Consider the following 25,266-nt stretch of genomic DNA (forward strand, 5'->3'; position numbering starts at 1 on the left):
TCGAAACGAATTCCCCGGCGACCGGCGGCCGGACAGCATACCAGGCGTCCAGATCGGATGGTGGTGACTACTGGAGCTTCCTCCGGTCGCCCGCCGACAGTCGCGCGGCATCGCGATGAAGCAGCATGACCTGCTCGGCGTCCGATATCCGATCGTGAAACGGCTGCAGCGCAGCGTCTTCATCGAGTGCGAGAGCACCCGACAGATCGGGTGAAAGCACCGTCAGCTTCTGCTTGCTGCCCGCCAGTTCCTCCTCGCCGAGCGTCAGCCAGCTGGCGGCCCCGCAATAGCCGGCGAAGTCCTTGCTGGCGAGAACGCTGTGCGGATATTTCTTAGTCAGGGTCTGGAGACGCTGGACCTCGTTTACAGCCGAGCCGAAGACGGAGAATGTGAGTCGGTCGGTAAGCCCGACATTGCCGAACATCACATTGCCGACATGCAGGCCGATACCAAATTTTATGTCGCCCAGTCCTTGCTCTTTTCTGCGCAGATTGAGCTCCATCATGCGCATGCTGGCCTTGTGCGCAGCCGCAAGAGCAGCCTGGCAGGCGATCTCTGACTGCGCCCGGTGCCTTTCGCAGGGGTAGACGGCAATGAATCCATCCCCAGGAAACTCATGATCTGCCCGCCTTTGCGATTGAAAGGTGCTGCGATGGCATCGAAAAACTGGTTCAGCGTATCGATATAGACTTCGCGGCCGGAGGTTTCGGCGAGCCTTGTCGACCCGCGCATATCGCCCATCACCAGCGCGGCCCGGATTGTGTCGCCCTCGCCGCGCTTGATCTGGCCGTCCAGCACGCGCCTGCCGGCGTCACCGCCGAGATACGTGGTCATCATGTTGTCGGCGAGCTTGGTGAGCACCGCCATCTTGCTTGCTATAGCGAGATGGTTCTGGATCCGCAGCAGCGCCGAAATCATGCTGTCGCTGAAGCCTGAAGCACTGTCGGTGGACCAGGACCCCAACATGCCCTGACTTGTATCGCCGTTGAAGGGATGGACGAAAGCCATGTAATCGGTGACGCCCATAAGCCTGAGCTCATCGAAAACAGGAAACTCCGACCGCACCGACGGGTCGAGCCGGCGCCGCAGATGGTCGAGCTTGTTGCTGAGCAGATGGTAGTATGGGCTGGTCAGGAATCTGTCGGAATGGACGCCGTTCTCACTCCGGAAGCCTTCCACTTCCAGGCCTTGGCCGCGAATCCAGGTGAAACCGAGCGCGTCATAAAGCGGATGCAGCATCGAAAAGCTCAAATGCACCCGCTTCAGCGGCAGGCCGGCAGCAGCCAGCCGTTCACAAAAACCCTTGACCAATGTTTCCAGGTCGTCGCCCGCCAGCGCCGATTGGGTCAGCCAATCGGCAACCTTATCCATGAGAATGTTGGAAATTTCTGCTTGCGCTGTGCTCATGCTATCTCGAAACCCGTCGAAGACGAGCCATCTCCTTGATCCGTAAAATTCTCGAAGTCAATGAAGCCGGCTTCGGGGGCAGAAGCCGGCGAAGAATATCCCGAATGACTGTCCTTGCATGAAGCAAGCAGACGTCGACCGCACAAATCACCTGCAACACTATGTGGCGAGGCTGCCGGCGAAGTGCAATCCCGATCCTGACATCGCGCAAATAATTGGTCGGCTCAGGCACCGTCGGGCTCGCCGGGTCCCAAGAACCATGGCCGCGGCGCATTGCGGAAAATCGATTCCCCAAGCCGTCATCAGACCGGCGCCTTCGCCTTCAGGCTTGCGGCAGCCATTGCATAGCCGCCGGCGGCGCCATCGATGAAGTGAACATGATCGCGCTGCAGCGGCGAGATGACGAGGCATGTCATCAAGGCCGACTTCTGGCGGTGCAGGCCATAGTTGCAGATGCCGGCCTCTTCCGCTTGTTTCAGCCGGTTCTCGATCCGCTGCAACACATCCGCGTCGACGTCGATGGTCATCTTCAAGCCGTCGTCGAACTTGCGGAAATCCGAATTGCTGGCCACCTCGCGTTTGTAGACCTTCGGGTCGAAACCGCCGATCGTCCAGCCCAATTTGTCGGTGACGGCCGTAAGCGTCATCAGGAAGATCACCCACAGCTTGGCCAGCCACCGCCGCCCCGGCGGCGCCGTGGCCCGTGCCTCGACATCGAGACCGGCGGGCAAGAGACTATAGGCCGGACCGTCCACCGGCACCGGGTGGCCATCGCGCTCCTGCCTGCCGGCAAGGGCGATGATGTCGGAAGCCAGAAACTGGAAACCACGCAAGTCGCGCGATGCCCCGGGCACGGCTATGATCGAGACAATTTCGCCATGCCGGGCTTCGATCGGGTTCCAGCGGCAGGAGAGGCCGGTCAGATCCGGCCGCGCGCCGGCCGGGGCGGGGTCGACGCGGTAGCGCCCGGCTTTCATTTCGGCTTCCGCCCAACTGCCGCCGCCGCCGGCGAACATGGCATAGAAGGCTGCTTCGGAGGCCTGGAACCTCGCCACGCGAACGTCGAGGCCTTGCGCTCTTATGTCCTTTATCGGCACGATTGCGGCACGCAAGGTCAGGTCCAGTTCGTCCGCCACCCATCTCTGGACAGAAGCCAGCGCGTTACGGGCGATCTCCAGCGCCGAGCCGGGAAACGCCACGAGCGCGCCGTCGCCGCCGAAGACGAAGGGAAGATCTTGCCGGCCCAGTGCATTGAGCAGCGCCGAAATGACGCTGGCGCCGGCCATATTGACGGTTTTGTAGCGCCCGGCTTCGATCGCCTTGGTCGAGCCGACGATGTCGGCGGTGGCCAGCGCCCAGCCATCGGGGAGAGGCCGATAGTTGTCGATATCGGCAACGCTTTCGAACTTTGCGAAGACCGGCAAAGAAGCGACGAACGGGTCGGACGCGACAGCTGTTTCCATAAGCATCAGATAGCACATTCCAGCGCTTGAAGGTGAAGTCGATCATGCCTCGAAATTGACTTGGGCAGGCTTTGCGATGATAGGATCGCGCGATGCGAATTGCCTTCTACGCCCCGCTGAAGTCGCCCAATCATCCCGTTGTCTCCGGCGACCGCCAGATGGCACGGATGCTGGTCCAGGCGCTGCAGCATGGCGGGCATAGCGTCGAACTGGCATCGGAGTTGCGCTTCTATCTACGCCAGCCGGAACCGAAAAGTTTCGATGCGCTCATGATTGAGGCCCGGGACGAAGCCGCGCGACTGACAAGGCTTTGGGACCGTGACGGCAAGCCCGATCTCTGGTTCTCCTATCATCCCTACTACAAGGCGCCCGACCTGATCGGGCCCGAGCTGGCGTTGGCCTTTGCCATCCCCTATGTGACGGCCGAAGCCTCCTATTCCGAACGGCGCAACGCCGGTTCGTGGGCCGATAGCCAGGCATTGGTGGCGCGAGCCATCGAGCAGGCGGCGCTGAACATCTGCTTCACGCAAAGGGATCGCCAGGGGCTGGCGGATGCTGTTCCCCACGCCGCTCTCGGTATGCTTTCACCCTTCATCGACACATCGGCATTCCACGAAATGCCGGTACTGGATTATCCGACGCGCCTCGTGACCGTCGCCATGATGCGCCCGGGCGACAAGGTCTTGAGCTATCGCATGCTGGCGCAGGCGCTCGGGTTGATCGGCCATCTCCCCTGGACGCTGTCGGTCGTCGGGGACGGACCTGCCCGTGACGAGGTAAAGGCGCAATTCGCCGGCTTGCCCGCCGACCGTATCGAATGGCTTGGCGCGATTGAGCCGGTCGCCGTGCCGGATGTCCTCTATCGCGGGGGAATCTACGTCTGGCCGGGTTACGGCGAGGCCTATGGCATTGCCTATCTTGAAGCACAGGCCGCCGGCCTTCCGGTGGTGGCTCAGGACATTGCCGGCGTGCCGGAGGTCGTGCGGCATGGCCAGACCGGGTTTCTCACCCCGCCAGGCGATGTAGCGGCGTTCGCTTCCGCAATTGCAAGGCTTCTGGCCAACAATGACGAAAGAACCATCATGGCTGCAGAGGCCAGACGTTTCGTTCTCGAAGAACGCTCTCTCGGTGCTGCAAAGGCCCGTCTGGCGGAACTTCTCAAGATGATCCCGTTGTCATGACATCCGACCCGATTTGGCAGCCCCTGGTGGACGAGCTGGCGCACCGGCAACGGGCGGGCCGCAAGGCAGAGTTCTGGCTGCGCGACGATGACGCCGTGGATCCGACGCCGGCGCTCGATCGGTTGCTCGACCTCACCGGTGACTTCGCGGTGCCGGTCACTCTGGCCGTCATTCCGGCCCGGACCGACGGGACGCTTGTCGTCCGGCTTGACGCGGCGCCGCATGCCACGGTCGCCATTCATGGCTGGGCGCACCGAAATCATGCGCCCGAGGGTCAAAAAAAGCAGGAGCTTGGCGCGCATCGGCCACGCGAGGTGGTGCTGGATGAGCTGGCCGGCGGGCTGTCGCGTGTAAGCGGCCTGCACGGCGCACGTGCGGTTCCGATGCTGGTGCCGCCCTGGAACCGGATCGACGCCGGCCTGGTACCCGACCTCCGATCGATAGGATTTGCGGCATTGTCGGTGTTCGGGCCGCCAAGGCAGGCTTCCCTGGCGGTCATCAACAGCAATGTCGACATCATGGATTGGCATGGCACGCGCGGCTGCCGCGATCATGGTCTGTTGGTTCAGGCCATCGTCGCGCAATTGCAGCGTGCATTCGGCGGCGGCGAACCGGTCGGCCTGCTCACCCACCATCTCGTCCATGATGAATCGGCCTGGCTTTTCCTCGAACGGCTGTTCACGATCACCGCGCGGGCAGAAGGCTGCGCATGGCTTCCGATCAGCACACTGACAGAACGCAGCGCCGGAAAATAGCTCAGCGCTTTTTGTGCAAGACTGGAAATGTGAGCGTCTGGCCATCCCGCGCCGCAAAAGCGCCGGCAAATCTGTCTTTGGCCAGTTTCTCCATCTCGTCCAGCTCATCGTCGGTGCGTGCCGGATCGTGGTGAAACAGCGCAAGCCCGCGCGCGCCGGCCGCCTCGCAGAGCTTGACGCCCTGTTGCCATGTCGAGTGCCCGTTGCCGCGGTAGCGCTCCATTTCCTCCTCGGTGTAGGTGCAATCGTAAATGACGAGGTCGGCATTCTCGATCAGGCCGAGCACCGCCGGATCGAGTTTGCCCGGCTCGTGCTCGGTGTCTGTGATGACCGCCACGACGCGGCCCCCCCATTCGACCCGGTAGCCGATGCAGCCGCCCGGATGGGTAAGACTACCGGTCCGCACAACAACTCCTTCGCGCGGCCGAAGCACGTCTCCGGATGCGAAATCGCGGCAGTCGAGGCTCGCCTTGCAGACACCGAGTGTCACCGGAAACCATGGCGGCCGAATGAATTCATCGACCATCTGCCGCGTCGTCATGTGTCCAGCCAGATGCCCGGACCAAAGCGTAACTTTGATGCCTCGTTCATAAATAGGCTTGAAAGCCGGCAGCCCGATGACGTGGTCGTAGTGGCAATGGGTGAAAAACAGGTCGAAATCGGTGACGCCCGCCGCCCGAAGCGTCCTGCCGGCAGGCCGCAAGCCGGAGCCCGCGTCGAACAGAAGCGTATGCTTGCCGCATTGCATCTCGATGCAGATCGTGTTGCCGCCATAGCGAGCAAATTCTGGCCCCGACACCGCAATGCTGCCGCGCACGCCCCAAAACCTGACAAGGAAGAAATCGTCGTCCATGCACCCTTTCGCCCATCGTAGCCAACCAACTGCTGCCAGAGTCGTTCCAGGAAAGGTGTGACACGGTTCCGGAAACTGCATCAAAACAAAGAAACAGAGCGGCTCGCCGCTTCAGTGCAACTGTGAATCGCTCTCGGCCGTTCGTGCGTCGATCAGGTCCGCGGTCGTACTGCTTAGCCTATCGGCAAGAACCCGCAATATCTCGATGGTCATTTCGGGAAACTCCTTCATAAGCCTCAGGAAATGGTCCTTGCGGATTCTCAAGGCCTCCAGCTCACTTGCCGCTTTGACGGTGGCAGTACGGGAGCTGTTGCACAATATGGCAATCTCGCCAACGATCGAATTTGGCAGCAATTCGGCAACTTTGATCGGCCCATTGTCGGAATCGACCAGAATATCCGCGCTGCCCGAAAGGATGACATAGGCGGCGTCTGCCTCGTCGCCCTGCCGGAAAAGAATCTGGCCGGCACTGTAGTTCACGCGATCGGACGTGAACGCGAGCAGCTTGAGCTTTGTCGGCTCGATGCCAGAGAACAAGGGAACGCGTTGCAGCATTCCAACTTCATCCTTGAGCAGCATTGTCGCAAACCTTCCTGAATTCGCGTTTGCCAGACTATGACACAAGTTCCTTGAAGATACCGTTTCCCGCCAAGAGTGTCTCGTGTGTTCCGTCTTCCACCAATTGGCCTGAGTCAAAGACCACAACCCGATCGAACATCGCCGCCATTGCCGGATTCGTCACCACCCACACAATTGCCGGCGAATGGCCGTCGCGTCTGGCTTCGTCGAGCACATTCCGCAACACCTTGTCCTGCACGCGCTGGTCGAGCGCCGACAGCGGCCGATTGAGAATGAGGAAATCGGGACGCTTGAGCAAGGCGCGGGCAACATCGAGCTTCTGTCGCTGTCCGCCGGTCAGCCGCCTGCCGGCGGCGCCGACGTTGAAGTCCAGGCCGACATCCAGAAGCTCGGCATAAAGCCCCAGTTCGTCAAGAATATCATAGACGATGGAGCGAATGCGGTCCGGCGCGTCGGGATGGTTGTTGCCGACACGCCCGAACAGGACGTTGTCCATGACGGTGGCCGCGGCGATGTATTTGGCAGGGTCAAACCGTTCGACAGCTTTCTCCAGCTCGGCCGGCAGGTTTTCATAGAACTGGTTGCGTGCAGCGATGATCTTGCTCATCAGCTCGTCGGTCAACAGGCCGAAGCGATGCCGGGGCTCGATATAGGCAAAGCTTAAGGTGACCATCATGGCGCGGTCGTTCTCCGAAACCGCATCGTAGGGGCGATTCTTGAGCCGTTGCAGCAAGGTTTCGTAGGCGGGTATCTCCTCGGCGCTCATGAAGGCGAGCTGCTGGAAGAACTGGTGTTCGGGCGGCAGGTCGGCAAACAGCTCGATCGCCTGTTCGGCGATCTCCATGCCCATTTCGTAGAGCGTGCGGTCGAGGCCGGCTTGCTTCAGCACGGAAGCAAAATAGGGATTGGACGCCAGTGCCTTGTGAGCCAGTTCGGGGCCGGCCGCAGCGCCGAAGAGCAGGTTCTGGCCGATCGTCGCTTCCTTGTTGTAGGCGCCCGGTTCAAAAGGAACCACCAGCGCGCTCAGGCCTTCTTCCTCCAACCGGGTTCGCAGCGCCGCACGCAATTCGACGATCCGCCCGGCAAGCTTCGTGTGGCGCTTGAGGTCGGCCGAAGAGCGCAAGCCTAGATCCAGAATGTCGCGCGACAGAAGAACCGCGTCGAGCACCCGGCGCACGGCTTCAAAGAGGTCGTGCGGGCCGGTGGCGCCGGCGGAGGCATAGTTGATCCAGTCGCTGCGGATATCGAGATCCGGATTGCCCGACCGGCGCGCCTCGTCGATATTCCAACGGTGCTGGTCCGCCGCGGCGCCGTCATATGTCACCGATGTCAGCGGCGCATGCTTCAACCCGTAGAGCAAATTGTCGCGCAGGCTTGCCTGGAACAGGAAAACATCCGACGAAGCGTAGGACATGCGCCGGCCGGTCACGGCTTCGGGGAGATCGAGCAAGTCATCGGAGCCCGAAACGATCCTTCCGCTGTCCGGCCAGGTCAGCCGCGCAAAGGCTTCCGCAAGCGCCTCCGCTCCCCCTGTTGCGGTGCTGACCAGCGCCACCGTCTCACCCGGCTTGACCTCGAGCGAGATGCGATTGAGGAGCATTGCGCCGCCATCGTCTGCTATCGACAGGCTGACCGCCGACAGCGGCTTGGTCATCGGAGCGGGATCGTCGACCGTCAGTGCTCCGATTTCCGGCGCGATGATATTCTCGACGGTGAACTGTTCGACGACCTGCTGATATTTGACCTGGACATCCTGCCGGTCCTGATCCCAGTCGATCAGTTCCTTCATCGGTCCGGGCAAGTCCTTGTAAGCGCCGATCACGGCCACGAGCTGGCCGACATCCAACCTCCCCTGGATGACCAGATAGCCACCGATCATGTAAAACAGAAAGGGCGTGAGCTGCGCGAGAAAATTGTTGAGGAACTTTACCATGAATTTCCATTGGTAAAGATCGAAGCGGATTTTGAAGATGAGCCCGAGCCGGGCTGCTATGTCGGCGCGCTCGTAGTTCGACGTATCGTGGACGTGAACCGCGCCGATGCCGTCGACGATTTCGCCAACCCGGCCTGAAAGCGCGCGCGCCGTCAACTGCCGCTGGCGCCCGAGCACGAGCAGCCGCCGCCGCATTCGCGGGATAAGCACGATCTGGATCGCCACGATCACGACCGCTATCATTCCGAGCCAGACGTTCTGGACCATGATGAACAGCATGGCCGTCAGCGCCTGGCCGCCGAGCAGCACCGGCTGCAGGAAGGCATCGCCAATGAAGCCGCCCAGCGGCTCCACCTCGTCCTTCACCATGGTCGCCACTTCGGCGGATTTCACCCGCTTGAAGTAAACCGGCGGAAACCGCAGCACACGATCGACCAGATCGAAACGAATACGCCGCAGCATGCGTTCGCCGAGCCGGCCCTTGTAAGTGTTGATGTAGAGCTTGAACAAGCCGTTGATGACGACCAGCAAGAGGAAAACAAGGCTGAGCGCAAGCAGCGTCGACGTGCGGTCGAGCTGAAAACCGGAGAAGAACTGCACCTCGCCGATGAACGGCAGGTTATAGTGCAACCTCATGAATGGCAGGGTCGCGCCCGGTTGCTCGAACCCCTTGCCCTGGATCGGGCCGTTGACGATCAGCTTCGGCAGGTCGAACGACATGAAATACGGGACCATCGAAAGCACGACGATCATCAATATCCAGAGCTGCTGCTTCCTGGTGTGCGTCCAGATATAGCGGGCTAGGCTGGTTTCCATATGCGATTGTCAGTTTGAAGGATGCAGAATGTAAAGGCACCTGCTGGCGAATGGTGTATCGGCCATGTCTTCGCTGCCATCGACCAGTTCGAAGCGGCAGCTGCGCGCCAGACGGATGGGCGCCGATGGTCCGGACAAATGCAATCGGCCTCCTCCGGTCAATGGCGAAACGGCTTGCGCCACAGTCGCGTCCGCAAGTCGAACAGGCTTGCAAGAGGCAAGATTGCGTTGTGTCGCCCGAAATCCCAACATAGAAGACGAATATGATGGATGTCACGCAACCACGCAATGCCGGCATGGGTGGGCATGAGCAAGCCCTGGACCTCACGCGGGGAATTGCCGCCTATGTCGACCACCCTCTCGTGGCCGGGCTGGCGCGCGTCATCGCCAAGCATCCGCAGGCCGATATCGCCAATGCCTTCAACCACAAGCAGGTCGCCTGCAAGATGTGGGCGCTCGACAGGCTGTTCGAAAGCTGCGGCGGCCGGTTCGAGCGCATATGGGTTCTGGGTGGATGGTACGGCGTATTGCCGGCGATGCTTTTCAATGACGCCCGCTTCGACATCGGGGCGATCGACAGCATCGACATCGATCCCGAAGTCGGCGCGGTCGCCCGGACACTCAACCGGCAAGCCGGCGAGCGGTTTCAAGCGCTGACGGCAGATATGTACACACTCGACTATGCCGCCGGCGGGCCTGACCTGGTGGTCAATACGAGCTGCGAACACATAGCCGATCTCAGCGCCTGGCTTGCCCTGCTTCCGCGGGGTACGAACGTGCTGCTGCAGTCGAACGATTATTTCAGCGAGCCGACGCACATCAACTGCGTGGCGTCACTTGCAGCCTTCGAAGCCATGGCGGCGCTGCGGCAGATCAGGTTCTCCGGCGAATTGCCGACAAAAAATTATACACGCTTCATGCTGATCGGAGCTGTTTGAAGCGCTCGCACAGGATTTGCGCCGAGCGCCGCGCCCCTTCCAGATCGAGACGATGCGCGGCTGGCGGCGGTCCGGCAAGCGCCTGCTCGATCGCATGCGCCAGACCTTCAGGCGTCAGGTCCTGTTCCGTCAGCACCGTTGCAAGACCGAGCTCTTCGAGCATCAGAGCGCGACGCGTCTGCTCGGTTTCCCCGCCGGCTGCAAATGGAACGAGCAGCGAGCGACACCCCGCGCGCATGACATCGCAGACCGTGTTGTAACCCGCCTGCGAGACCGACAGGCGGGCGCCGGTCAGCAGGCTGGCGAAATCCTCGCGGAACCGGAAGATGGACAGGCGTGGGGAGGCATCGCGTGAAATCGCGTCAAACTCGTCCTTCGGCAGGTTTGGGCCGGTGATCAAACACCATGTCCAGGCGTTATCGGCATTTCGCGCCGCCGCGACGGTGGATCTGACAAGGCTCTTTCCGGCCGCCCCGCCGCCAACCGACACCAGAACGTCGAAGCGCTCTGAGGCCGCTTGCGCCGGCGGCGCGGCAACGAGCCCGGTGTAGGCGACCTCGGCCCTGATCGCCCCAGCCAGCGGAAATGTCTTGTCGATGGTTGCGAAAGCCGGATCGCCATGGACCATGACAAGATCGAAATGCCTATTGACGAGATCGACCGTTTCTTCGTTTCGGCTCGGCTTCACGCGCTCCTGAAGGATGTCGCGGACGGACGCCGCCAGCAGCGGTCTGGGCGATGTCGCTTCGATGGCCTCGATCAGTGGCAAGAGTTCGAAACGCATCTGCCGGCGTCCAAAGGGAAACGCCTCGATAATGACGATGTCGGGCCTGTAATTCCGGAAAGCCTGCAGCAGCATCTCTGAGCGCCGCGTCTTGAAATCATCGTCGATGGCTTTGCCCTGCAGGTCGACAAGTCCGGAAAACCCTTCGTCACCGGAGGTGACAGGCGGCAGGGTCACGGATTTTACACCCGATCCCGGAAATCCCGCGATCGGCGCTCCGCCGGTCACGACGGTGACGTCGAACCCGTCATCGACCAGAGCCGCCGCAATGCGGCTGGCGCGCGCGAGATGGCCGATGCCGAGCAGGTGCTGAACATAGAAGAAAGCGCGCAGCCGCTTCATTCGGCGACCCGCCACTCCCGCTCGAACAGTTCCTTGAGCTGTCCAATGCCTGCCACATGGTCGAAATTGCTTCGCACGCGCCGCTCCGCGGCGTCGCCGAGGCGGGCGCGCAGGACGGGATCGCGGATCAGGCGCTCCAGCGCCTGTGCCAGGGCAGTCGGGTTTTCCGAGGGAATCAGCAGCCCGGTTTCATCCGACGATAAAAGCTCCGGCACGCCGGAAATATCGGTCGACACGCAGGCAAGCCGCTGGCTGGCCGCCTCCACCAGAACATTCGGCAGGCCGTCCCGGTCGCCGTCCGCGGTGATCCTGCAGGCCAAAGCGAAGATGTCGGCGCTGCGGTAGTGCTCAAGCACCTCCTCCTGCGCCAGCGCGCCTTTCCAGGAGACGCGCCCCTCCAGCCCGAGCCTTTGCGCCAGCGCCTTCAGCCGGTTCAGTTCCTCGCCGCCACCGATATGCTCGAAACACCACGCCAGATCGCCAGGCAAGAGGGCAAGAGCCTCCAGCAACGTATCATAGCCTTTCTTTTCAACGGCGCGTCCGACACTCAAGATCATGACCGGTTCGGCCGGCGCCGAGCCGTCACGCTGTTTTCGCGCCTCGCCGAAACTGCCGAAGCGGTCAAGGTCGAGCCCATGATAGCTCAGATGCACGGACGAACTGCCGTTGGCGAGTTTTTTCAGATGGTCGAAGCCGGTTTTCGTGCACGTGACCGTCCAGCGCGCCGAGGAAAGCTTGCCGGCCAGATCCCAGTCCGCCGACGTCCAGATGTCCTTGGCATGGGCTGAGCAGCTCCAGGGCAAGCCACGAAGCTGGCTGGCATAGCGCGTCACCGATGCCGGCGTGTGCGCGAAATGGGCATGCAGCCATCCGGCATCTTGCGGCCATTCGGCCGCCAGCACCAGCGCTTGCCCGAAGCGGCGCGCGCGATTGCGCGTAAAGTCGCGGCGGATATCGGCAGCGAGCGATTTGAGCGCGCGCCAGAAGCCAGGCCGCGGCAGACAGGCAAACAGCGATCGAACCACGCGCAGCGGCTCTCTGTGCAGATATTCCGGCAGATAATGGACGGGGGCCTTGATCTCGTCATGCACGGGATGACGTTTTGCGTCGGTCGGCCGCCTGAGCGCGAAAAGTATCAGGTCGAACCCCGCACGCTCCAGACCGAGCAATTCCTGCGCGATGAAGGTTTCCGACAGCCGCGGGTAGCCCTTCAGAACCACGACGATCTTGCGGTGTTGCAACTCAGTTCATGCCTTCAATGACCGAAAGGTGATGGCCGGCCCGCCGGTCGAGCAGTTCCGCGACGATTTCGGAAATATGAGGCAGCCCTTCCAGCGTCAGATGCGCATTGCTCTGCGATGGGCGGGGCCGGCCCGGCAAAACCTGCAGCGCATCGGCAAACCGCTGGGCATCCTCGGCTTCCTCAGGCAAAAGCATCTCGATGAGGCCGAGTTCGGCTGCGCGCCGTGCCCGGATCAGCTGTTCCTCGCGCGGCGTGACGCGCGGCACGATCAGCGCCGGCTTGTCGAAAGACAGTATCTCGCAATAGGTGTTGTAGCCGCCCATCGCCACCACCGCCTTGGCGCCGGCAATCAGCTCTTCCATGCGGTTGTCGAATTCGATGATCTTGACGTAGGGGATCTTGGCCCCTTTCCTGACCAGCTTGTTGCGCTTGCGCGCCGGCATGTAGGGCCCAAGGACGATCAGCGCCCGGTGCTGCAATAGCGGATCCTGCTGATAGGCCTCGATGACGTTGTGGATCAGGTCGGCGCCGTCACCGCCGCCACCGGTGGTAACCAGGATATAGTCGCCCTCGGGCCGGTGGCCGGGCAACTGGTTCTGCTGCAGGCTCCGTTGCAGGAAACCGACGAACTTCATCTTTGCCCTGACCGCCGGCGGCACCTCCAGGCCGGTCAGCGGATCGTAGAAATCCGGCGGGCCATAGACCCAGACCTTGTCGTAGAACAGGCCGATCTTGCGCATCACATCCCTGCGTGCCCACTCCGCTTCGAGCAAATGCGGCGCGTCCATCACCTCGCGCAGGCCAAGCACGAGCGTGGTGCCCCGCGTCTTGAGGTAGGACAGCGTATCCTCAATCTCTCCGCGCAGCCCCAGCGGTTCCTTGTCGACGATGAAGATATCCGGCCGGAAGCTCTCGGCCGTGTGGCGGATAATCGACTGCCGCATCCTTAGCGTCTCGTGCAGATCGATGTCCTTTTCCAGCGAGGTGTATTCGCCGTTTCGCAGCTTGATGACGCTGGGGATCTTCACGAAGTCGACGCGGGCGCGGTAGTCGAAGGCGCCGGCGATGGTGGCGCCCGAAATGATTAGCACCTGAAGTCCGCGGAAATCCCCGACCAGCGAATGCGCGATCGTTCGGCAACGCTGCAAATGGCCGAGCCCGAACGTGTCGTGGCTGTACATGAGAATTCGTGCGTCTTTTGCGTGCTGTGTCATTGTGAACGTCTTTTAGAATTCTCGCCGGACCGTGGGCAACCCCGCAGGCTTCGAAACCATTCTCGCGGGTCTATCGACCTGTTTTGAAACATGGGGGCGAGAGGTACGCAACGGCATTCTTCACCAGGTCACGAATGCCAGGGGCGCTGATTGTGGCGCCATGCCTTGTCTTCGCCGACGATAGACGGCCCGAGCACAAATCTCTGTCATGAGGCTTGACCCCGTGGAATTAAATGCCCTGCGGCCTGAGGCAGGCAAAGCGCACATTGCGAAAAATCAAGGGCGACCAAGGCGAAACGAGGCTGCCGCACATTGTGAGGAGAACCCGCACCTTGGGAAAATGCTTCATAATCCATCGAAACACAACGGCCGCCAGAGGCCGCACGTTGCGGCCTTTTATCCTGCCATCAGCCTTGGCCTGTGGCAAGCGTCCGGTCCTTGCACCGTTGAAGCTGGTGCAATCTCGCGTCATGCCGGCTTCCTCCGTCATGTGGAGGATAGCTGCGGCCCCAATGAGATTCGTCAGCCAGGCGACCCATTCGCCAGATCCGTCACAAAGCTTTGCGTGAACACGCCGGCCGGAAGGACGGCTACGCCAACCTTGCCCTTGTCGTCCTCGGCGTTGCCAGCAGCAGACTTGTCTCGCTGCCGGTTATCCCCGGGATGAGCCGTATCCGCCTAAGCACCGCGTCGAAATCGGTGAGCGACGCCGTTCCGAGTTCGACCACCAGGTCCCAGCGGCCATTGGTGGTGTGAATGGTCGAAACCTCGGCGAGGCCGCCGAGCGCCCGGACCACGCGGTCGGCGGCATGGCCCTCGATCTCGATCATCATCACGCCGCGTATCCGCTGGTCGACCGCGTCGGCGCGCAGCACCACCGTGTAGCCGATGATCTCGCCCGTTTTTTCCAGCCGCTCCATGCGCGCCCTGACCGTGGCGCGCGACACCCCGAGATCGACCGCGAGATCGGAGATGCTGCGCCGGGCATCATGCCTGAGCAGCGTGACCAGCCTTTCGTCGAGCAAGTCCATGATTCTATCCACTTTGACCAAGCTGACTTATCGGATTGATAAATCATTCTTCTCGAAATGCCAATTTCGCCTGTTCATTCTGCCGGGCCGGGATGGTTCATTCCACGCATCAACCGCCCAATCAATTTACAAGGACAACAAGAACCATGCGCTGCAGGATCGTTGGCGCGCCGGTGCAGGACGGCGCCGGCAGGATGGGATGCGAGATGGGGCCGAGCGCGCTGCGCACGGCCGGGCTTGCCTCGGTGCTGTCGGAACTCGGCCACGAGGTCGAGGACTGGGGCGCGGTGCAACCGGCCGCCGTGCGCGCAATCGTCCACGGCAATCTCGCGCTGAAGGCCCTGCCGGAGATTTCCGCCTGGACGGCGGCAATTGCCGAGACCGCCTATGCGGCTTCGCGAGACGCCATGCCGATCTTCCTTGGCGGCGACCACGCGATATCGGCCGGCACGGTGTCGGGCATAGCCCGCCGCGCCGCCGAACGCGGCCGGCCGCTCTTCGTGCTGTGGCTCGACGCACATCCCGATTTCCACACGCTCGATACCACCGTCAGCGGCAATCTGCACGGCGTGCCGCTCGCCTATGCCAGCGGCCGGCCGGGCTTCAACGGTTATTTCCCGGACCTGCCTGTCGCCGTCGACCCTGCCCACATCTGCGTCATGGGCCTGCGCAGCGTCGATCCGGCGGAGCGCCGGGCGCTGAGCGAAGCGGGGGTTACCGTGCACGACATGCGCACCATTGACGAGCACGGCGTTGCACCTTTGCTGCGCGCCTTCCTGGCCATCGTCGAAAAGGAAAACGGCCTGCTGCATGTCAGCCTCGACGTCGACTTCCTCGACCCCTCCATCGCGCCGGCCGTCGGCACCACCGTGCCCGGCGGCGCCACCTTCCGCGAGGCGCATCTGGTGATGGAGATGCTGTCCGACAGCGGCCTGGTCTCCAGCCTCGATCTGGTCGAGCTCAACCCGTTCCTCGACGAGCGCGGCCGCACCGCCACGCTGATGGTCGACCTCGCCGCCAGCCTGATGGGCCGCCGCATCATGGACCGCCCGACCCGCAGCCATTCCGGAAGCATTGCATGACCCAGCCTTCCCGCCTTGCCATCGTCCCCTTCGTCAGCGTCGACCGCATGATGAAGCTGGTGCTGACCATCGGCGTCGAGCGGTTCCTCACCGAACTCGCCGCCTATATCGAGGAGGATTTTCGCCGCTGGGAGCTGTTCGACAAGACGCCGCGCATCGCCTCGCACAGCCATGACGGCGTCATCGAACTGATGCCGACCAGCGACGGCCGGCTATACGGCTTCAAATATGTCAACGGCCATCCCAAGAACATGCGCGAGGGGCGCCAGACCGTCACCGCCTTCGGCGTGCTCGCCGATGTCGGCTCCGGCTATCCGATGCTGCTCACCGAAATGACGATCCTGACGGCGCTGCGCACCGCGGCGACCTCCGCTGTCGCGGCCAAATATCTGGCGCCGAAAGGCGCGCGCTCGATGGCCATCATCGGCAATGGCGCCCAGTCCGAATTCCAGGCTGTCGCCTTCAAAGCGCTGCTCGGCATCGACCGGCTGCGGCTCTACGACATCGACCGCTCGGCTTCGGAAAAATGCGCCCGCAACCTCGCCGGCAAAGGCTTTGACATCACCATCTGCGCCACCGGCCAGGATGCTGTGGAAGGAGTCGACATCATCACCACGGTGACCGCCGACAAGCTGTCCGCCACCATTCTGACCGACAACATGGTCGGTTCCGGCGTGCACATCAACGCGGTCGGCGGCGACTGCCCCGGCAAGACGGAACTGCACCGCGACATCCTTTTGCGCTCCGACATCTTCGTCGAGTTCTCGCCGCAGACGCGCATCGAGGGCGAAATCCAGCAGCTCCACGCCGACCATCCGGTGACCGAGTTGTGGCAGGTGATGACCGGCAAGGCGGAAGGCCGCAAGACGGCGGAACAGATCACCTTGTTCGATTCCGTCGGCTTCGCCACCGAGGATTTTTCCGCACTGCGCTATATCAGAGACCAGCTTCAGGCCACCGGCCTCTACGAGGAGCTCGACCTGCTCGCCGATCCCGACGAGCCGCGCGACCTCTTCGGCATGCTGCTCAGGGCAGCGCTGCAGCCGGCAGCCGCCTGAGGGGCTTCAGCCGCGCAACGGCGCGCAGCTCTCCCGTTCGACGAGCACCGGGGTGAGCACTTCGCGGCGCGAATGCGCCGCCGGCTCGGCAACCCGCTCGAGCAGCAGGCTGACCGCCCGCGTGCCGATCTTCTCGACCGGCTGTGCGATCGTCGTCAGTGGCGGCCAGGTGGTGACGGCATAGGGTATGTCGTCGAAGCCGATCATCGACATGTCGCCGGGGACCCGCAATCCGCGCCCGCGCAGCACTGTCAGCGCGCCCATGGCCATCAGATCGTTACAGGCAAAAAGCGCCGTGATCCCCGGCGCCTGCGCCATCAGCCGCTCCATCGCCATGCGGCCGCCGGCGAAGTGGTAGTCGGAATCCACCACCGAGGCCGGCGGCAGGTCGAGGCCGGCTTCCTGCAGCGCCCTGGCGAAGCCGCGCAGGCGGGCGGGGCTGGAGCTGGAATCGCGCGGGCCGCCGATGACGCCGATCTTCTCGTGACCGAGCCCGGCCAGATAGCGGCCGGCGAGATAGCCGCCATAATCGTGATCGACCAGCACGGAATCGACATTGACCGAATGGATCTCGCGGTCGATCAGCACCGCCGGGACGCCGGGCAGAAGGCTGGAGAACACCCGCGCATGATCGGACGAGCCGGCAAAGATCAGCCCGTCGATCTGCTTGGCCATCAGCACCTGGAGGTAGCGCTCCTCCTTCTCGGCGCTGCCGTCGGAGTTGCACAGGATCACCGTATAGCCGGCAAGGAAGCCGGCATCCTCGATCTGGCGTGCCACGCCGGCGAAGAACGGATTGGAATTGTCCGGCAGCAGCAGGCCGATGGTCTTGGTCTCGCCGCGCCTCAGGCTGCGCGCCAGCGTGTTCGGACTGTAGCGCAAGGCGGCGATGGCCGAATGCACGCGCTCGGCCGTCTCCGGCTCGACATGGCGCGTGCGGTTCATCACATGCGAGACGGTTGCGACCGACACTCCGGCATGGCGCGCGACATCGGCAATCGTCGTCATTTCTTGTCCCCTAGTGCATGTCGCCCGGAGTGTCCGGCGGATCTGGGAAAATGACATCCATAAAACAAAAACCAAAAAGCGCGACGCGCTTTATCGGATCACCCTCAACAGCTTTTCCCGATAGGCATCCAGAATGACGGCGAGCACAATGACAAGGCCTAGCACGATCGGCTTGAAATTGTCGCCGACGCCGAGCAGCTCGTAGCGACGCCGGCGACCGGGCCACCGATGTTGACGCAACAGATAGACCATGGCGACGATGCCGGCGCGTTCTCCCTTCCGCCGGAGCGCTGTATCCTTCTCAGGCTAGTGATTCCCGAGACAGGAAACCTTCATGAACGGCCTGACGCCCATACTTTCCACCGTGACCGCCTCGTTCCTTGCCTCCTTCGTCGAAGTGGTCGAGGCCTTCACCATCGTGCTGGCGGTCGGCGTCACCCGCAGCTGGCGGCCAGCGCTGACAGGCGCGGCGCTGGCGCTGGCGGTGCTGGCGGCTCTGGTGCTGGCCTTCGGACCGCTGCTGGCGCTGATTCCCATTGCGGTGCTGCAGTTCGTCGTCGGCGTGCTCCTGGTCCTGTTTGGCATGCGCTGGTTGAGAAAGGCCATTTTGCGCAGTGTCGGCGTCATCGCCCTGCATGACGAGGACGCGGCCTTTTCAAAGGAAACCGCCGCTTTGCAGCAGCAGGCCAATGACCGCCGCGCCGATTATCTGGCCGGGCTCGCGGCCTTCAAGGCGGTGCTGCTCGAAGGTGTCGAGGTGGTGTTCATCGTCATTGCCGTCGGCGCCGCGCATGCACAGACCTTCTATGCCAGCCTTGGCGCGTTGGCGGCCTTCATCCTGGTAACGATCATCGGCCTTGCGGTGCACAGGCCGCTGGCGCGGGTGCCGGAAAACGCGCTCAAATTCGCCGTCGGCCTGATGTTGACAAGCTTCGGCATTTTCTGGACCGGCGAAGGCCTGGGCACCGACTGGCCGGGCGCCGATCTGGCGCTGCTGGCCATCTTCGCAATCATCGCCGTCGCGTGCTTCGCCATGGTGCGCTGGTTGCGCGCCAGCTACCCCAAGGCTGCACAAGGAGTTGCTCGATGAACGTCGTCCGCCTCATTCTAAAGGAGCTCGTCGGCATGTTCATCGACGACGGCAGCCTTGCGACGCTGGCGCTGCTGCTGATCGTGGCGATTGCCGCGGCAGTGAAGCTGCTGGCGTTGCCGCCGCTTGCCGGCGGCGTCCTGCTTCTGCCCGGCTGCCTCGTCATCCTGCTCTACAGCGTGCGCCGCGCGGCACGGCGCTCCGGTCAGTAGAGGGTGAAAAACACCGGCAGCATGCCGCTGATCCGCAACTGCTCAATCGTCTCGATGGCCGGGAACAGCGCCAGGAAATAGAGCCCGTCCGTGAATGTCCGCCGCAACGCCTTTGTCGAGAACCGGCGTTCGGCTTGATCGTGAAACAGCAGCGGGTTCGGCCAGAAAGGGGGCGTGCGTTCGGCATAGACGCTGTAGGCGGGGCCGAACTTTCCAAACAGGAACTCGGCTTCCTTGCGCGCCGTCACCCGGAACACCAGGTAGCTCACCAGAGCCAGCGCCGCCGCCACCAGCACCGAGCCGTACATCAACCCGACGCCCGCCGCGCCGACCGTGGAAAAGAAGTATAGCGGGTTCCGGCTCATCGAGAACGGGCCGGCGGTGACCAGCTCGTCGTTCTTCCTGCCGCCGTCTGGTCGACAATTTGGGCGTCCGTCTGCAAACCACCACGATTGCCTTCACGGTCTTGCTCGCCGCGACATTCGCGGTCTGGTACGCCAGCGAAAGAACGCTCTCCATCCATACGATCGTCACCACCAGGCGCGAGATCTTCTACTGGCTGGCGATCCTGTTCACCTTTTCGCTCGGCACCGCGGCCGGCGACCTTGTCGCCGAGACGTTCGACATTGGCTATCTCACGACTGGCTTCTTGTTCGGCGCGGTCATCGTCTTCATCGCCCTCGGCTATTTCGCCTTCGGCCTCGACGCCATCCTCGCCTTCTGGCTGGCCTACATCCTGACGCGGCCGCTTGGCGCCTCGTTCGGCGACCTGCTGTCGCAGCCGATCGAATATGGCGGCCTCGGCTTCGGCACCACCTTCACCAGCATGATCTTCCTGGGCTGCATCGTCGCCCTCGTTCTCTATATGAGTCTGAAGAAGGGCACCGGCGAGGCCGACAAAATCCTGCTTGAATCGGAGTAGATGCAAGCACCTGCACGCCCGCCTGACGCGACGAGAACGCGCCAAAACGTCAATGGATCCCTGCCGTGGGTCGCCCTGGGCAGCTATCGCGCTCACCTCATGGACGGAAGAATGAACTCCAGGAAATCCGGTTATAGCGGCCTCCAAATTAGCCTGCATTGGATGATAGCGGCGCTTGTCCTGTTCCAGCTCCTGTTCGGCGAAAACATGACAATCTATGTCGATGCGGCAGCGGACAGACGCCAACTGTCGTCCTACGGGCAGACCATGGGGTCCGCCCATTACTGGGTCGGCCTGGCGATCCTGTTGCTGGTGTTCGTGCGACTGGCCGTCCGCCTCTTCATCGGTGCGCCCAAGCCGCAATCCACAATGCCGAAATGGATGGCTTTCGCCTCACGCACAACGCATGCGCTGTTCTATGGCCTTCTCGTTGCCGCTCCTGTTTCCGGGCTTCTGGCCTTTTATGTTTGGAGCTGGATGGGCGATGTCCATACTTGGGCAAAGCCGGTATTCATCGTTCTGATCTGCATTCATGCCGGTGCGGCACTCTTCCATCATTTTATTCTGAAAGACGCCGTGCTGCGCAGGATGCTTGTCCCTGCGCGCGATCCGGTCGGATGACACTTATGGACATGTGCAACGACCACGAGCGACCAGGCGCCGGCGGATATTCTAGGAACGGACCGCCGCCGGTGCTAGCATGCCGCTCTGGCAAAGCCTCGGCAACAGACCGGAACAGAGATGCGACTTCTCCTTGTTGAGGATGACCCCAGGACCGCAGACTATGTCGTCAAGGGCCTGAGCGAAGCCGGGCATGTCTGCGATCTGCTGCGCGACGGGCATGACGCGCTGTTTGCCGCGACACGCGACGCCTATGACGTGATCGTCGTCGACCGCATGCTGCCCGGCCTCGACGGCCTGTCGATGATCAAGGCGGTGCGGGCGGCGGGCGTGCGCACGCCGGCGATCTTTCTGACCTCGGTCGGCGGCGTCGACGACAGGGTTGAAGGGCTCGAGGCCGGCGGCGACGACTATCTCGTCAAGCCATTCGCCTTTTCCGAACTGCTCGCCCGCATCAACGCGCTCGGCCGTCGCCCTGCGGTGCAGGAGCTGAAGACGACGCTGCGCATCGCAGACCTCGAAATGGACCTGATCCAGCGCCGCGTCACCAGGCAGGGCCAGGCGATCGACCTGCAGCCGCGCGAATTCAGCCTGCTCGAAGTGCTGATGCGCGGCGAGGGCCGCGTCATCACCCGCACCATGCTTCTGGAACGGGTCTGGGATTTTCACTTCGACCCCAAGACCAGCGTCGTCGAAACCCATATCAGCCGGCTGCGCGCCAAGATCGACAGGCCGTTCGAAACCGCGTTGATCCACACCGTGCGCAACACTGGCTACAGTGTTCACGACTGAGGCGCGGCATGACAGAAACTTGCCATGACTGAAGCTTGCCATGACTGAAACGCACTATGACTGAGACAGGCTCTCGCCTGCTGCGCAGCACGCCGTTTCGGCTGGCCCTGACCTTCGCCTTGCTGTTCGTGCTCGCCTTCATCCTGTCAGGCGCCATCGTCTACCAGCTGATGAGCGCGGATCTTGCCGAGCAGCTCGACCAGTCGGTCAAGGAGACCTATTCGGTCGTGGCGGTGACCTATGCCGGAAACGACCGGGAGGATCTGGTTTCGGCAGTCGACAGCCACGCCGCGCTCAGCCCGAGCAAGGAACAGCTGTTCTCGCTCACCGATCCCGCCGGCAATCGCCTGGCCGGGAATTTCACCGCCGCCGACCTTCCCGATGGCTTTTCGGATTTTGCCGCTTCCCTGCCAGGCGTTGCGCCGGACACTATGTACCGCGCCTGGACCGGTTCGGTCGGGCCCAACAGCCTGACAATCGCCTTCTCGCTCTCCGAAACCGAGGAGCTGGAACGCATCGTTTTGATGAGCTTCGGCTGGGCCACCCTGATCATTTCAGGGCTGGCGGTGGCTGGCGGCGCCTTGCTGGCGTCGCGTGTGCAGCGTCGCCTCGACGGCATTGCCACCACCATGGACGATGTCTCCAACGGCCGGCTCGACGCCCGCATTCCACTGCTCGGCAATGGCGACGACATTGACGGCGTCTCGCGCCAGGTCAACGCCGCGCTGGAGCGGCTGGCGGCGCTGGTGGACGGCATGCGCCAGGTCAGCGCCGACATCGCGCATGATCTGAAGACGCCGCTCAACCGGCTGCAGATGATTTTGGAAGCTGCGGCCGACAGGACCGCGCGGGGTGAGGCCGTTGCCGATGAGCTGGCGGAGGCACGTGGGGAAAGCCTGCAGATCAACGATACTTTCGATGCGCTGTTGCGTATTGCCCAGATCGAGGCCGGCGCTCGCAAGGCGCGCTTTGTCGATCTCGACCTCACCGGCGTCATCGATGCCATTGCCGAAATCTACGCCGGTGTCGCCGAGGATGACGGCAAGTCGCTGTCGGCCACGATCGTCCACGGCACCCCATGCCTGGTCCACGGCGACCGCGACCTGCTGACGCAATTGTTTGCCAATCTGGTTGAGAACGCGCTGCGGCATTGCCCCGATGGCACGGCAATCCTTCTATCGGTGCGGCGGCAAGGCGACCGCATTCTGGCTGAGGTCGCCGACAATGGCCCCGGCATCCCGGCGCAGGAGCGCGAAAAAGTGTTCCAGCGGCTCTACCGGCTCGACTCCAGCCGCACCACGCCCGGCAGCGGCCTTGGCCTCAGCCTGGTGCGGGCAATCGCCGACCTGCATGGTGCAACGATTGCGCTGGAGGATCGCCGGCCTGGGCTGGCGGTAATTGTCGGGTTTCCTCGGGCGGAGGGCACCGGTCCCGGCTTGAAATGACAACGCCAGAGCCAGGTCGACCCCACTCCGTCGAGCGAAGCAGCGACGGAGTGGGGGAAGGCGCTCATGAAACGCGAAGTCGCTGACAATTCTCCAAGTTGATGATCGCAGTCGACAAAGGTGGTCGCGATTAGCCTTGCACATGTTTCCACCCGAACGGCTGCGGGTTGATCAAGACGACCGTTGAACCTACCGGCCCACCGCACCCCGGCGAAAATCCGAGGGCGACATCCCCGCCAGCTTGCGGAAGGATTTGTTGAAGGCGCTGAGCGAGCCGAAGCCTGAATCCATGGCGACGCGCAGCACATTGGCGTCTTCATGCATCAAAAGCGCCTGCGCATAGCTCAGCCGCAGCAGATTCATATATTCGTTGAGCGTCATGCCTGTCGATTTCTTGAAAATGCTCATGGCGTATTTGGGGTGGATGTCGGCGGCAGCGGCAATGTCGACGCAGTCTATGTCGTAGAGGAAATTCTCGGCGATGAAGTCGCACATGCGCCCGACATTGCGCAGCGATTGCTGGTCGAACGGGCCGCCGGGTTCCTGGCCGATGGCGGTTTCCGGCACCAGCCGGTAGGGCTCGAAGCGCACCCGCTCCAACCGCAGCAGCAGCTCGTTCACGGCGTGCTCGGTTATCGCCGGATCGCCCGAGCGGAAATAGCGGTTCCAGCGTTCGAAATTGTGATGGTCGGCCTGGTCGGTCGCCGATGTCACCAGCGTGGCGCCGGTCATCAGCCGGTGGCGGACATCCGTCGGCAGGTGCAGGCGGAAGAAATGCACCAGCGGCAGATGCGCGCCGGCATAGATGGCGTCGTCGGAGAGATCGTCCATCTGGTGCGGCAGCCCGCCCCAGAACAGGCACATGTCGCCCGCCGTGAGCGCGATCTCGTGCTCGTTCATGCGGTAGTGCACGCTGCCGCGGACGATGAAATTGACCTCGACCTGGGCATGCCAATGCGGCTTCAGCATCACCAGCGGATGGTTGTGAAACATCTGCAAAGCCATCGGCAGGCCTTCGACGCTGCTGGCGCCAGGCTGGTAAAACGGCCGTTCCGGCATCTTACTTTCCGCCCATCTTTTATTCCCGTTGTCAGGGACAAGCCTTCCGCGCCGCCTAGTCTAGCCATGCTCGCGAAGAGAGAGCAAATGAAATGGGAGGATTTCAATGCGCACGACACTGATCTGTGCCGCGCTGGCGCTTGGCCTGGGCTCAACCCCGGCTTTGGCGCAGTCCGGCGAAATCACGATCTGGAGCTGGAATATCGCCGCTTCGTCGCTGAAGGCGACGGTGGCCGGCTTCAACAAACAGCATCCCGACGTCAAGGTCACCGTTCAGGATCTCGGCAACCAGCCGACCTATGACAAGTCGATCGCCGGCTGCGCGGCCGGCGGCGTCGGCCTGCCCGATATCGTCTCGATCGAAAACGGCGAGGCCGAGAATTACTGGAGCCAGTTCCCCGATTGCTTCGTCGATTTGCACACGCTGGGCTACACCGCCGACGACCAGAAGAAATTCCCGGACTTCAAGCGCACCGAACTGGAGGTCGGCGACAAGGCCTATGCCATGCCGTGGGATTCCGGCCCGGTAGCCGCCTTCTACCGCCGCGACTTCTACGAGAAGGCCGGCGTCGATCCGGCCTCGATCAAGACCTGGGACGATTTCATCGCCGCCGGCAAGAAGGTCCAGGCCGCCAATCCCGGCGTCACCATGACCAATGCCGATTTCAACGGCGACACCGAATTCTTCCGCATGATTTCCAACGAACAGGGTTGCGGCTATTTCGCCGCCGATGGGCAGTCGATCACCGTCAACCAGCCGAAATGCGTCGACACGCTGGCCAAGATCAAGGACATGAAGGACGCCGGCATCATCTCGTCGGCCGACTGGGGCACCAAGATCACCAACAACACCGCCGGCACCGTCGCCACCCAGGTCTATGGCGGCTGGTATGAGGGCACCATCCGCACCGAATCCGCCGGCGAAAACGGCAAATGGGGTGTCTATCTGATGCCGAGCCTGACCGCCGACGGCCCGCGCGCCGCCAATCTCGGAGGCTCGTCGCTCGCCATCACCTCAGCCTCGAAGAACAAGGAGGCCGCCTACGCCTATCTGAAATACACGCTCGAGACCAATGAAGGCCAGATCACCATGCTCAGGGATTTCGGCCTGGTGCCGTCACTGATCTCGGCCCTCGACGACCCCTACGTCTCGCAGGGCCTGCCCTATTGGGGCGGCCAGGCAGTGTGGAAGGACATTCTCGCCACGCTGCCCAAGGTGGTGCCGAGCCGCGGCACGCCGTTCCAGAGCGACGCCGAAATCATCATGCGCGCCGTGCAGACCAAATATCTCGGCGGCGGCTATCCCGATGCCAAGGCCGCCCTCGACGACGCCGCCAGCCAGATCGCTTCGGCGACGGGACTGCCGATCAAGTGACCAAGGCGGTGATGCTGGCGGGCCAGATATAGGGCAATTTGCCGGACTGTTGGCGCTGCCCCT

At 62.5% G+C, this 25,266-nt stretch carries 21 protein-coding genes and 4 pseudogenes; 12 read left to right on the top strand and 13 right to left on the bottom strand.

The genetic code is table 11. The features are described 5' to 3' along the window. Nucleotides 1-67: 67 nt before the first annotated feature. Nucleotides 68-1,407, bottom strand: a pseudogene (locus NLY44_RS22215) (adenylate/guanylate cyclase domain-containing protein). A gap of 302 nt (nt 1,408-1,709) precedes the next feature. Then, nucleotides 1,710-2,888, bottom strand: a complete 1,179-nt coding sequence (locus NLY44_RS22220; RefSeq protein WP_031196755.1) for a DUF3095 domain-containing protein — start codon at nt 2,886-2,888, stop codon at nt 1,710-1,712. Between the two features lie 74 nt (nt 2,889-2,962). Here NLY44_RS22220 and NLY44_RS22225 point away from each other — a divergent pair, with 74 nt between their 5' ends. Both NLY44_RS22225 and NLY44_RS22230 read left to right on the top strand, forming a co-directional pair. Beyond that, entirely contained in the window at nt 2,963-4,051 is a 1,089-nt protein-coding gene (locus tag NLY44_RS22225) for a glycosyltransferase family 4 protein (protein WP_023672141.1), read from the top strand. Continuing rightward, nucleotides 4,048-4,806, top strand: a complete 759-nt coding sequence (locus tag NLY44_RS22230; RefSeq protein WP_023805877.1) for a polysaccharide deacetylase family protein — start codon at nt 4,048-4,050, stop codon at nt 4,804-4,806. The genes NLY44_RS22225 and NLY44_RS22230 overlap by 4 nt, the downstream gene beginning before the upstream one ends. Before the next feature lies 1 nt (nt 4,807). Here NLY44_RS22230 and NLY44_RS22235 read toward each other — a convergent pair whose 3' ends face one another. From NLY44_RS22235 to NLY44_RS22245, 3 genes are all read right to left on the bottom strand, one after another. After that, nucleotides 4,808-5,659: an MBL fold metallo-hydrolase gene (locus tag NLY44_RS22235; protein WP_023805876.1), complete on the bottom strand. Its 852-nt coding sequence runs from the start codon at nt 5,657-5,659 to the stop codon at nt 4,808-4,810. 111 nt (nt 5,660-5,770) lie between these two features. After that, nucleotides 5,771-6,238 (bottom strand): cyclic nucleotide-binding domain-containing protein, encoded by a 468-nt coding sequence (locus tag NLY44_RS22240; protein WP_023672144.1) that lies wholly within the window; start codon nt 6,236-6,238, stop codon nt 5,771-5,773. Nucleotides 6,239-6,272: 34 nt separating this feature from the next. Continuing rightward, the gene (locus tag NLY44_RS22245; protein ID WP_023805875.1) at nt 6,273-8,987 is read right to left on the bottom strand and encodes an ABC transporter transmembrane domain-containing protein; all 2,715 of its coding nucleotides are present in this window, start codon (nt 8,985-8,987) and stop codon (nt 6,273-6,275) included. Between the two features lie 266 nt (nt 8,988-9,253). On the opposite strand from NLY44_RS22245, the gene NLY44_RS22250 reads away from it, so the two are divergent. Further along, on the top strand, nt 9,254-9,925 hold the full coding sequence (locus tag NLY44_RS22250) for a class I SAM-dependent methyltransferase (RefSeq protein ID WP_081726163.1): 672 nt from the start codon (nt 9,254-9,256) through the stop codon (nt 9,923-9,925). On the opposite strand, the gene NLY44_RS22255 is transcribed toward NLY44_RS22250, so the two are convergent. The 4 genes from NLY44_RS22255 to NLY44_RS22270 all read right to left on the bottom strand — a co-directional run bounded on the left by NLY44_RS22255 (nt 9,903) and on the right by NLY44_RS22270 (nt 14,539). Further along, nucleotides 9,903-11,051: a glycosyltransferase family protein gene (locus NLY44_RS22255; RefSeq protein ID WP_023740144.1), complete on the bottom strand. Its 1,149-nt coding sequence runs from the start codon at nt 11,049-11,051 to the stop codon at nt 9,903-9,905. The two genes, NLY44_RS22250 and NLY44_RS22255, sit on opposite strands and share 23 nt — an antisense overlap. Further along, the gene (locus NLY44_RS22260; protein ID WP_023805874.1) at nt 11,048-12,292 is read right to left on the bottom strand and encodes a glycosyltransferase; all 1,245 of its coding nucleotides are present in this window, start codon (nt 12,290-12,292) and stop codon (nt 11,048-11,050) included. Before NLY44_RS22260 ends, NLY44_RS22255 begins: the two co-directional genes overlap by 4 nt. Nucleotide 12,293: 1 nt before the next feature. Continuing rightward, nucleotides 12,294-13,508, bottom strand: a complete 1,215-nt coding sequence (locus NLY44_RS22265) for a glycosyltransferase family protein (RefSeq protein ID WP_023754931.1) — start codon at nt 13,506-13,508, stop codon at nt 12,294-12,296. A 590-nt stretch (nt 13,509-14,098) separates the two neighbouring features. Next, nucleotides 14,099-14,539 carry an Lrp/AsnC family transcriptional regulator gene (locus NLY44_RS22270; RefSeq protein WP_023685065.1) on the bottom strand — a complete coding sequence of 147 codons (441 nt, stop codon included), beginning with the start codon at nt 14,537-14,539 and terminating at the stop codon, nt 14,099-14,101. Nucleotides 14,540-14,685: 146 nt separating this feature from the next. Between NLY44_RS22270 and rocF the strand changes: the two genes are divergently transcribed. Beyond that, entirely contained in the window at nt 14,686-15,621 is a 936-nt protein-coding gene (gene rocF / locus NLY44_RS22275; protein ID WP_023706789.1) for an arginase, read from the top strand. Next, nucleotides 15,618-16,679, top strand: coding sequence for an ornithine cyclodeaminase (gene ocd, locus NLY44_RS22280; RefSeq protein ID WP_023692901.1), 1,062 nt, complete (start codon nt 15,618-15,620; stop codon nt 16,677-16,679). The genes rocF and ocd overlap by 4 nt, the downstream gene beginning before the upstream one ends. Nucleotides 16,680-16,685: 6 nt before the next feature. Here the strand turns inward: ocd and NLY44_RS22285 are convergent, their stop codons facing one another. Together NLY44_RS22285 and NLY44_RS33235 are read right to left on the bottom strand one after the other, a co-directional pair. After that, nucleotides 16,686-17,687 carry a LacI family DNA-binding transcriptional regulator gene (locus NLY44_RS22285; RefSeq protein ID WP_023692902.1) on the bottom strand — a complete coding sequence of 334 codons (1,002 nt, stop codon included), beginning with the start codon at nt 17,685-17,687 and terminating at the stop codon, nt 16,686-16,688. A gap of 90 nt (nt 17,688-17,777) precedes the next feature. Next, a pseudogene (locus tag NLY44_RS33235) lies at nt 17,778-17,963 on the bottom strand (ABC transporter permease); the annotation flags it as partial. Nucleotides 17,964-18,021: 58 nt separating this feature from the next. Between NLY44_RS33235 and NLY44_RS22295 the strand changes: the two are divergent. Together NLY44_RS22295 and NLY44_RS22300 are read left to right on the top strand one after the other, a co-directional pair. After that, nucleotides 18,022-18,777, top strand: a complete 756-nt coding sequence (locus NLY44_RS22295) for a COG4280 domain-containing protein (protein ID WP_023805873.1) — start codon at nt 18,022-18,024, stop codon at nt 18,775-18,777. Further along, nucleotides 18,774-18,989 (top strand): hypothetical protein, encoded by a 216-nt coding sequence (locus tag NLY44_RS22300; RefSeq protein WP_023672157.1) that lies wholly within the window; start codon nt 18,774-18,776, stop codon nt 18,987-18,989. Before NLY44_RS22295 ends, NLY44_RS22300 begins: the two co-directional genes overlap by 4 nt. On the opposite strand, the pseudogene NLY44_RS22305 reads toward NLY44_RS22300, so the two are convergent. Further along, nucleotides 18,983-19,381 (bottom strand): annotated as a pseudogene (locus NLY44_RS22305) (methyltransferase family protein); the annotation flags it as partial. The gene NLY44_RS22300 and the pseudogene NLY44_RS22305 sit on opposite strands and share 7 nt — an antisense overlap. A 20-nt stretch (nt 19,382-19,401) precedes the next feature. Between NLY44_RS22305 and NLY44_RS22310 the strand changes: the two are divergent. The 4 genes and pseudogenes from NLY44_RS22310 to NLY44_RS22325 all read left to right on the top strand — a co-directional run. After that, nucleotides 19,402-19,911, top strand: a pseudogene (locus NLY44_RS22310) (COG4705 family protein); the annotation flags it as partial. Beyond that, entirely contained in the window at nt 19,912-20,532 is a 621-nt protein-coding gene (locus NLY44_RS22315) for a cytochrome b (protein WP_245260308.1), read from the top strand. 120 nt (nt 20,533-20,652) lie between these two features. After that, nucleotides 20,653-21,324: a winged helix-turn-helix domain-containing protein gene (locus NLY44_RS22320; protein ID WP_023672160.1), complete on the top strand. Its 672-nt coding sequence runs from the start codon at nt 20,653-20,655 to the stop codon at nt 21,322-21,324. A gap of 56 nt (nt 21,325-21,380) precedes the next feature. Further along, nucleotides 21,381-22,769 carry a HAMP domain-containing sensor histidine kinase gene (locus tag NLY44_RS22325; RefSeq protein ID WP_023736720.1) on the top strand — a complete coding sequence of 463 codons (1,389 nt, stop codon included), beginning with the start codon at nt 21,381-21,383 and terminating at the stop codon, nt 22,767-22,769. A 189-nt stretch (nt 22,770-22,958) separates the two neighbouring features. On the opposite strand, the gene NLY44_RS22330 is transcribed toward NLY44_RS22325, so the two are convergent. Further along, the gene (locus tag NLY44_RS22330) at nt 22,959-23,828 is read right to left on the bottom strand and encodes a helix-turn-helix domain-containing protein (RefSeq protein ID WP_023706782.1); all 870 of its coding nucleotides are present in this window, start codon (nt 23,826-23,828) and stop codon (nt 22,959-22,961) included. A gap of 106 nt (nt 23,829-23,934) precedes the next feature. Between NLY44_RS22330 and NLY44_RS22335 the strand changes: the two genes are divergently transcribed. Further along, nucleotides 23,935-25,203: an ABC transporter substrate-binding protein gene (locus tag NLY44_RS22335; protein ID WP_023685055.1), complete on the top strand. Its 1,269-nt coding sequence runs from the start codon at nt 23,935-23,937 to the stop codon at nt 25,201-25,203. Nucleotides 25,204-25,266: the final 63 nt, after the last annotated feature.

The sequence above is a fragment of the Mesorhizobium sp. C089B genome (assembly GCF_030323125.1).
Classification (GTDB): Bacteria; Pseudomonadota; Alphaproteobacteria; order Rhizobiales; family Rhizobiaceae; genus Mesorhizobium.